Below are 8755 nucleotides of genomic sequence, written 5' to 3' on the forward strand. Positions count from 1 at the left end.
CCGGCCCCTCACTTGAGCCGGAAGGACGCGCAGAACTCCTCGTAGGCCGCCTGGCCGCCGTCCCAGTCCTTCTGCGCGGCGGCGAGGAGGATGCCCTCCGCGCCCCCGCTCACCGCGAAGACCCGCACCTTGGCCCTGCCCGGGACGTCCTTCCCGTTGGTCGTGCGCGTGAAGGTGAACTCCAGCTCCCCGGCGTCGTGCCCGGCGACGGGCACCGAGTTCTTCCGCGCGACCTCGTGGTAGTCGCGGTAGTCGCCGCTCCGGCTGAGGGACGTGCTGACCTGGTCGAGCGTCAGCGCGTTGCTGATGAACAGGCCGGACGTCCGGAACGCCGAGATGCCTCGGACGACGCCGGGCGCCGGGTCCTGGAACGTGGGTTCGCTTCCGCTGTCGTTCACCTTCCAGCCCTTGGGGTAGGCGGCGGTGAAGGCGGCGCCGTCGTAGCGCGTGTAGCCGCTGGGGACGGGCTGCGGGCCTGGTGACGAGGTCTGGCCGGTTGTCCCGCCGCTCGTGCCGCCGCTCGTCGCGCCCGTCGTCGGGGAGCTGCCGACGCCCGCGCCGTTCTCCTTGGTGCCGTGCAGGAAGTTGATCAGGACGATGGCCGTGACCAGCAGCAGCACCCCGAACACCGCGGCCGGGATGATCAGCGGAAGCGAGACCCGCGTGACATGCCTCTGCGGCGGCTGGGTCGGTACGTCCATGTAGCCGGGCGGGGGAGACGGTGGCGGGAAGGGCAGGCCGTTCACCGAAGGGTCTTTGGGCGGCTCCAGGACGGGAGCGCCCGGCAGTGGCGGCGGGACGGGCCGGGACGCCGGGACGGACAGGGGCGCCTGGACGACCTGGCGCAGCGCCCGCTCGGCCTCGTCCGCGCCCATCCGGCGGTCCGGGTCGCGCTGGAGCAGCCCGGCCAGGACGGGCGTGAGCGGCCCGGCGAGGCGCGTCGGGTCCGGTTCGTCCGCGAGGAGCGCGGCCATGACGCCCCACACGTCGTCGCGCTTGTACGGCGGGCGCCCCTCGACGGCCGCGTACAGGGTCGCGCCCAGCGACCACAGGTCGGACGCGGGCGTCGCCTTCTGGTGCCGGGCCTGCTCGGGCGCGAGGTAGGCGGGGGAGCCGACGACCACGCCGGTCCGCGTCAGCGTCTCGTCGCCCGCGATCGAGGCGATCCCGAAGTCGGTCAGGACGGCGCGGTCGTCTCTGACCAGCACGTTCCCGGGTTTGACGTCCCGGTGGACGACCCCGGCGGCGTGCGCGTGGCGCAGCGCGTCCAGCAGGTCGAGGCCGATCGCGGCGACGCGCGCGGGCGGCAGCGGACGGCCCTGCCGGCCGATGACCGTGTCGAGCGCGGGCGCGCGGACGAGGCTCATGACGATCCAGGGACGCCCGTCCTCCTCGACGACGTCGTGGACGGTCACGATGCCGGGATGGTCGAGCCGGGCCGCGGACCGGGCCTCGCGGAACGTCCGCTCGTGGACCTGCCGGAGCTGGTCGCCGGAGAGACCCGGCGGGAGGTCGACCTCCTTGACCGCGACCTCGCGGTCGAGCGTCCGGTCGCGGGCGCGCCACACGGCGCCCATCCCGCCGCGGCCGAGCACCTCCAGGAGTTCGTACCGCCCTGCGATCACCTTGGGGGGCATGGCCCCAGACCATACCGATACGTCCGGGGTCGTCCCGAATTATTCGGGCTCGCCCTCCCGGCTGCGCAGCAGACGGCGGAGCGAGTCGAGCCGGGCCTGCCCGGCGTGGCCGTCGGCGACCCACGAGTCGAGCCCGCAGTCGTCCTGCAGGTGGTCGCACAGGGGCGGGCACCGCTCGGCCGCGCCCTCGGCGAGGTCCTCGAACGCGTCGATGACGTTCTCGGGCTTGACGTGCGCGAGGCCGAAGCTCCGCACGCCGGGCGTGTCGATGATCCAGCCCGCGTCGTCCGGCAGCTCCAGGGCCAGCGCGGACGACGAGGTGTGCCGTCCGCGCCCGGTGACGGCGTTGACGTGCGAGACGGCCCGGCCCGCGTCCGGGACCAGGGCGTTCACCAGCGTGGACTTGCCGACGCCGCTGTGCCCGACGAGCACGGTGACGCGTCCGGTGAGCAGCTCGCGCAGCTCCGCCGTCTCGCCGCCGCGCTGCGTCACCACATACGGGACGCCGAGCGGCTCGTAGATCTCCAGCAGGGACGCCGGGGGCGCGAGGTCGGCCTTGGTGAGGACGAGCAGCGGGTCCATGCCCGCGTCGTAGGCGGCGACGAGCTGCCGGTCGATCAGCCGGGGCCGCGGCTCGGGGTCGGCGAGCGCGGCGACGATCGCGAGCTGGTCGGCGTTCGCGACGATCACCCGCTCGAACGGGTCGGTGTCGTCGGCGGTGCGGCGCAGCGTGGACGTCCGCGGTTCGATCCGGACGATCCGGGCGAGCGTGTCGGGCCTGCCGGATACGTCCCCGACCAGGGCGACGCGGTCGCCGACCACGACGCTCTTGCGGCCGAGCTCGCGCGCGCGCATGGCCGTGACCTCGCGGTCGCCGGAGCCGCCCTGGACGAGGCAGCGGTAGCGGCCCCGGTCGACGGCCGTCACCAGCGCGATGACGGCGTCCTCGTGCGCGGGACGGATCCGGGTGCGCGGCCGGGAGCCCTTGCGTCCCGGCCGGATCCGGACGTCGTCCTCGTCGTAGTCGCGTGTTCGGCGTGCCAGTGGTCCGCCCCTTATCCGGCCGTGGTCAGCATCGAGGCCCACCGTTCGGTGAAGTCGGGAAGTGTCTTGCCCACGGTGCCCACGTTCTCGACCCGGACGCCGGGGACGGCGAGGCCGAGCACGGCGCCCGCCATGACCATCCGGTGGTCGTCGTAGGTGTGGAAGACGCCGCCGCTCAGCGGGCGCGGGTGGATCTCCAGGCCGTCCGGCAGTTCGCGGACGTCGCCGCCGAGCCCGTTGATCTCGGTGACGAGCGCGGCGAGCCGGTCGGTCTCGTGGCCGCGCAGGTGCGCGATGCCGGTCAGCCGGGACGGCCCGTCCGCGAGGGCGGCGAGCGCGGTCAGCACGGGCGTGAGCTCGCCGACGTCGTGCAGGTCGGCGGTGAGGCCGTGGAAGCCGGAGCCGCCGCGCACGGTCAGGCCGTCCGCGCCCAGGGCGACCTCGCCGCCCATGTCGGCGAGCAGGCCGCGCAGCGCGTCGCCGGGCTGCGTCGTCGCCGGCGGCCAGCCGGGGACGGTCACCCGTCCGCCGGTCACCAGGGCCGCGCCGAGGAACTGCGCCGCGTTCGACAGGTCGGGCTCGATGTCCCAGTCGCGTCCCTTGAGGGCGCCGGGCTCGACGCGCCAGACGTCCGGGCGCGTGTCGTCCACGACGGCCCCGGCCTCGCGGAGCATCGCGACCGTCATCGCCAGGTGCGGAGCGGACGGCACCGGCGGCCCCTCGTGCCGCACCTCCACGCCCTCGCCGAACCGGGGCGCGGACAGCAGCAGACCCGAGATGAGCTGGGACGACGCCGACGCGTCCAGGGTGACGGTGCCGCCGCGCAGGCCGCCCCTCCCCCGGACGGTGAACGGGAGCGCGCCGCGTCCGCCGTCGTCGATGTCGGCGCCGAGCGCGCGGAGCGCGTCGAGGATCGGGCCCATCGGGCGGCGGCGGGCGTACGGGTCGCCGTCGATCGCGACGTCGCCGTCCGCGAGGGCCGCGACGGGCGGCAGGAACCGCATGACCGTCCCGGCGAGGCCGACGTCGATGTCGGCGGGGCCGCGCAGGCGCTCGCCCGGGTCGACCAGCCAGTCCTGGCCGTCCTCCGCCGCCGTGTCGGTCTCGAGGACGTCGGCGCCGAGGGCCCGCAGCGCGTGCGCCATGAGGCGCGTGTCGCGGCTGGCCAGCGGATGCCCGATCCGGGACGAGCCGGACGCGGTCGCGGCGAGGATCAGCGCCCGGTTGGTCATCGACTTGGAGCCGGGCAGGGGAACGACGGCGTTCACCGGGCCGTGCGCCACGGGCGCGACCCAGTCGCGCTCGGGTTGGGAGAGCGGCATGAGTCCAGGCTATCGGGCCGGGGGAGGGCGCTTCGGGCCCGGAACCGGCTTGGGCAAATTCTCGCCAAGTTTGGGGCAATGACCGGATTCACACCCCGGTCCGGCCGGGCCGGTGGGTCTAAGTTCTACGCTGTGTAGTAGATCTACGCTCTGTAGTAGATCGAGGAGGCAAGGCGTGAACGAGTTGCTTCTCGCGAGGTGGCAGTTCGGTGTGACCACCGTGTACCACTTCCTGTTCGTGCCGGTCACGATCGGCATGTCTCTCCTGGTGGCCATCCTGCAGACCGCATGGATGCGCACCGGCAAGGAGCGATACCTCAAGGCCACGAAGTTCTGGGGGAAGCTCTTCCTGATCAACTTCGGCATGGGCCTGGTGACCGGGATCGTGCAGGAGTTCCAGTTCGGCATGAACTGGTCGGACTACTCCAGGTTCGTCGGCGACATCTTCGGGGCGCCGCTGGCGATCGAGGCGCTGCTGGCGTTCTTCCTGGAGTCGACGTTCCTGGGGTTGTGGATCTTCGGCTGGGACCGGTTGCCCCGGGCGGTCCACCTCGCCTGCATATGGGCCGTGGCCATCGGGACGATGCTGTCGGCGTACTTCATCCTGATCGCCAACTCGTTCATGCAGCACCCGGTCGGCTACCGCTTCGACCAGGGACGCAACCGCGCCGAGCTCACCGACTTCTGGGCGGTGCTGACCAACAAGGTCTCCCTCGCGACCTTCCCCCACACGATCTTCGGCTGCTGGGTCACCGCGGGCGTCCTGGTCTCCGGGATCGCCGCCTGGCACCTGGCGCGCAAGCGCAACACCGAGGTCATGCGCACCTCGTTCCGGCTCGGCCTGGTCGCGACCCTCGTCGGGTTCCTGGGCGTCGGGATCTCCGGTGACTTCCTCGGCAAGGTCATGACCGAGACGCAGCCGATGAAGATGGCCGCCGCGGAGGCGCTCTACAACACCGAGAAGCCCGCGTCCTTCTCCATCCTCACCATCGGGACGCTGGACGGCTCGCGGCCGCTCTTCCAGGTGCAGGTGCCGCACCTGCTGTCCTTCCTCGGGACGGGCAGCTGGAACGGCGAGGTCAAGGGCATCAACGACCTGAACGCCGAGTACCAGCAGCTCTACGGGCCGGGCGACTACCGGCCGATCATCCCGGTCGCCTTCTGGGGCTTCCGCGTCATGATCGGCGCGGGCGGGCTGGCGGCGCTGATCGCGCTCGCCGGACTGTGGCTGACCCGCCGCGGGCGGCTGCCCGACTCCCGCTGGTTCTGGCGCGCATCCCTGCTCGCCGTCGCGCTCCCGTTCATCGCGCACTCCGCCGGATGGATCTTCACGGAGATGGCGCGGCAGCCCTGGGTGGTGTTCGGGCTGATGCAGACCAAGGACGGCGTGTCCCCGACCGTCGGCGCGGGCTCCGTGCTGACCTCGATGATCGTGTTCACGCTGCTCTACGGGGGGCTGGCCGTGGTGGAGGTGGGACTGATGGTCAAGTACGCCAAGTCCGACCCGCCGGACGTGACCCCCGAGCCCGACGAGTCGGACGGCGAGGACAAGCCCCTCGCCTTCGCGTACTGAGGGGACCGCGACGATGCATCTCCAAGACCTCTGGTTCATCGCCATCGCCGTCCTGTGGATCGGCTACTTCTTCCTCGAGGGCTTCGACTTCGGCGTCGGCGTCCTGACCCGCGTCCTGGCGAAGGACGAGACCGAGCGGCGCGTCCTGATCAACACGATCGCGCCGGTCTGGGACGGCAACGAGGTGTGGCTGCTCACGGCGGGCGGCGCGACCTTCGCCGCCTTCCCCGAGTGGTACGCCTCCCTGTTCAGCGGGTTCTACCTGCCGCTGCTGATCATCCTGGTCGCGCTGATCGTGCGCGGCGTGGCGTTCGAGTACCGCGGCAAGCGCGACTCCAAGCGCTGGCGTGACGGCTGGGACCTGGCGATCTTCTTCGGGTCGCTGCTGCCCGCGATCCTGTGGGGCGTGGCGTTCGCGAACATCGTCCGCGGTGTCGCGCTGGACGGACGGCACCTGTACGTCGGCTCGTTCTGGGACCTGCTGAACGTCTACTCCCTGGTCGGCGGCCTCACGACGCTGCTGCTGTTCACCTTCCACGGCGCGGTCTTCGCGGTGCTGAAGACCCACGGCGACATCCGCGACCGGGCCCGCGCCCTGGCCGCGAGGGTCGGCGTCGCGACCATCGTCCTGGCGGCGCTGTTCCTGATCTGGACGCAGGTCGAGCACGGCTCGGTCGCGACCGCGATCACCGCCGTGGTGGCCGCGCTCGCGCTGGTCGCGTCCTGGGTCATGACCCGGGCGGACGGCCGGGACGGCTGGCGGTTCGCGCTCTCCGGCGTCGCGATCGTCTTCGCGGTGGTCACGCTGTTCGTGTCGCTGTACCCGAACGTGCTGCCGTCCACGATCGACCCGGCGAACAGCCTGACCGTGGACAACGCGTCCGCGACGCCGAAGACCCTCGGCATCATGACCTGGGTCGCGGTGGTCTTCCTGCCCCTGGTGCTGCTCTACCAGGGCTGGACGTACTGGGTGTTCCGCAAGCGCATCGGCGTGCGCGACATCCCCGCCTACCAGGCACATTAGAAACCGGCGCACGAGGAACGGGTTCCCGATGCCCAGACCGCTTGACCCGAGGCTCGTCCGCGAGGCCCGCGCGACCGCGCCCTACCTGGTCGCCTGCGCCGTGTCCGGCGGTCTGGCCGCCGCCTGCGCGCTCGCGCAGGCGGCGCTCCTGGCCCACGGGATCGCCCGGCTGACCGTCCCGCTCGCGCTGCTCGGCGTCGTCGCGTTCCGGGGGCTGCTGGTGTGGGGGCAGCAGGTCGCCGCCCATCGCGCCGCCGCCGGAGTGAAGGCGCAGCTGCGCGCGCGGGTGCTGGACAAGGTCGTCCGGGACCGCCCGGACGGCTCGTCCGGCGAGATCACCGCGCTGGTCACCCGAGGGGTCGACGCGCTCGACCCCTACTTCGCGGGCTACCTGCCGCAGCTGGTGCTGTCGGTCGTGGTCCCGGTGACCGTGGTCGTCGCGCTGGCCGTGTCCGACCTCCAGTCGGCCGTGATCGTCGCGGTGACGCTGCCGCTGATCCCGATGTTCGGCGCGCTGATCGGCCTCTACACCGCCGGCCGGACGCGCCGCCGCTGGCGCAGCCTGGAGGTGCTCGCCGGGCACTTCACCGACGTCGTCACCGGCCTGCCCACGCTCAAGGCGTTCGGGCGGGCGAAGGCGCAGGCCGCGCAGATCGAGCGGATCACCGGCGAGCACCGGCGCGCGACGATGGGCACGCTGAAGATCGCGTTCCTGTCCGCGCTGGTCCTGGAGGTCGCGGCCACCCTGTCGGTCGCGCTCGTCGCCGTCTCGGTCGGCCTGCGGCTGGTGTCGGGGTCGCTGACGTTCGAGACCGCCCTGTTCGTCCTGATCCTCGCGCCGGAGGCGTACCTGCCGCTGCGCGCGGCGGGCGCGCAGTTCCACGCCGCGCAGGACGGCGTCGCCGCGGCCGAGAAGATCTTCGCCGTGCTGGACGCGCCCGGCGGGTCCGTCCCCGAGGGCGGGTCGGCGCGCCCGCGCGGGGAGATCCGCGTCGAGGACGTCACGGTCGAGCGCCGCGACGTGGTCGGCCCGTTCTCCTTCACGGCCCCGGCCGGGGAGCTGACCGTGCTGGCCGGGCCGTCCGGCCTCGGCAAGACGACCCTGCTGGACGTCCTGCTCGGGTTCACCCCGGCGGCGTCCGGCCGCGTCCTCGCGGACGGCTCCGAGGCCACACCCGGGGACGAGTGGCGGCGCGGCGTCGCCTGGGTGCCGCAGCGGACGTTCCTCATCGCCGGGACGGTCGCGGAGAACATCGCGCTCGCCGTTCCCGGCGCGTCCGACGAGGCCGTGCGGCGCGCCGCCGAGGCGGTCGGCGTCACCCGCTTCACCTCGCTGGACGCCGACGGGGCGGCGCTCTCGGCGGGGCAGCGGCAGCGCGTGGCGCTCGCGCGGGCCGTCCTGCGGATCGACGTGCTCGACACCCAGCTCGTCCTGCTGGACGAGCCGACCGCGCACCTCGACCCCCGCACCGAACTGGAGATCCTCGACCTGCTCGACGGCCCGCTGCGCGGCCGGACGGTCATCGCGACCACCCATCGCAGCGCCCTCCTGGAACGCGCGGACCACCTCGTCCGCCTCGACGCCGACGCAGTGGCGGTGCCCGCATGACGACGAATGAGACGACGGCCCACGAGATGGCGACGCGGCGGCCCGGGTTCCGGCTCGGGCTGGCCGTCCTGGCCGGAGCCGGGGCGCTGGCCTGCGGGATCGCGCTCATGGCGACCTCGGCGTGGCTGATCTCGCGGGCCTCGCAGCACCCGCCCGTCCTGTACCTGATGGTCGCGATCGTGTCGGTTCGCGCGTTCGGCATGGGACGCGGCGTGCTCCGGTACGCCGAACGGCTCGTCTCCCACGACGCGGCGCTGCGGCTCCTCGCGCGCACCCGCGTGCGCGTCTTCGAACGGCTCGCCGACCTGACCCCGGCCGTCCGGCCGAGCGGGGACGGCGGGCCGCTCGGCGTCGTCCTCGACAACGCCGAAGGCGTCGCGGACCGCTGGCTGCGCGGCGTCCTGCCGATGGCGTCCGCCGCGATCGCGTGCGGCGGGGCCGTCGTCCTGGAGTGGTGGCTGCTGCCGTCCGCGGGGGCCGCCCTGCTGGCCGGGCTGCTCGCCGGGGGACTGGTCGCGCCGCTGCTCGCCGCGTCCGGGGCCCGCC

The 8755-nt window shown here is 73.1% G+C and carries 6 protein-coding genes and 1 pseudogene; 4 read left to right on the forward strand and 3 right to left on the reverse strand.

Annotated elements, in window-relative coordinates; all coding sequences use genetic code 11:
* Positions 1–8 precede the first annotated feature (8 nt).
* The 3 genes from EBO15_RS45455 to aroA are packed head-to-tail and all read right to left on the reverse strand — an operon-like array spanning position 9 to position 4003.
* Positions 9–1637: a serine/threonine-protein kinase gene (locus EBO15_RS45455; protein WP_199744827.1), complete on the reverse strand. Its 1629-nt coding sequence runs from the start codon at positions 1635–1637 to the stop codon at positions 9–11.
* 39 nt (positions 1638–1676) lie between these two features.
* Positions 1677–2696 (reverse strand): ribosome small subunit-dependent GTPase A, encoded by a 1020-nt coding sequence (gene rsgA / locus EBO15_RS26905; protein ID WP_378239256.1) that lies wholly within the window; start codon positions 2694–2696, stop codon positions 1677–1679.
* On the reverse strand, positions 2693–4003 hold the full coding sequence (gene aroA, locus EBO15_RS26910; protein ID WP_122197238.1) for a 3-phosphoshikimate 1-carboxyvinyltransferase: 1311 nt from the start codon (positions 4001–4003) through the stop codon (positions 2693–2695). Before aroA ends, rsgA begins: the two co-directional genes overlap by 4 nt.
* 175 nt (positions 4004–4178) lie before the next feature.
* Between aroA and EBO15_RS26915 the strand changes: the two genes are divergently transcribed.
* From EBO15_RS26915 to EBO15_RS26930, 4 genes and pseudogenes are all read left to right on the forward strand, one after another.
* A complete protein-coding gene (locus tag EBO15_RS26915) occupies positions 4179–5576 on the forward strand; it encodes a cytochrome ubiquinol oxidase subunit I (RefSeq protein WP_122197239.1) in 1398 nt (465 codons plus the stop codon).
* Positions 5577–5589: 13 nt separating this feature from the next.
* Positions 5590–6600: a cytochrome d ubiquinol oxidase subunit II gene (gene cydB, locus EBO15_RS26920; RefSeq protein WP_122197240.1), complete on the forward strand. Its 1011-nt coding sequence runs from the start codon at positions 5590–5592 to the stop codon at positions 6598–6600.
* A gap of 28 nt (positions 6601–6628) precedes the next feature.
* Entirely contained in the window at positions 6629–8209 is a 1581-nt protein-coding gene (gene cydD, locus EBO15_RS26925) for a thiol reductant ABC exporter subunit CydD (RefSeq protein WP_122197241.1), read from the forward strand.
* Positions 8206–8755: pseudogene (locus tag EBO15_RS26930) on the forward strand (thiol reductant ABC exporter subunit CydC); the annotation flags it as partial. The gene cydD and the pseudogene EBO15_RS26930, both read left to right, overlap by 4 nt.

This window comes from Actinomadura harenae, from assembly GCF_003696215.1.
In the GTDB taxonomy this organism is placed as follows: Bacteria; Actinomycetota; Actinomycetes; order Streptosporangiales; family Streptosporangiaceae; genus Spirillospora; species Spirillospora harenae.

What these genes read in the sequence shown, in the direction of transcription:
- cydB (WP_122197240.1), top strand. Translation starts at nt 5,590, where the DNA reads ATGCATCTCCAAGACCTCTGGTTCATCGCCATCGCCGTCCTGTGGATC.
- aroA (WP_122197238.1), bottom strand. Translation starts at nt 4,003, where the DNA reads ATGCCGCTCTCCCAACCCGAGCGCGACTGGGTCGCGCCCGTGGCGCAC.
- cydD (WP_122197241.1), top strand. Translation starts at nt 6,629, where the DNA reads ATGCCCAGACCGCTTGACCCGAGGCTCGTCCGCGAGGCCCGCGCGACC.
- EBO15_RS45455 (WP_199744827.1), bottom strand. Translation starts at nt 1,637, where the DNA reads ATGCCCCCCAAGGTGATCGCAGGGCGGTACGAACTCCTGGAGGTGCTC.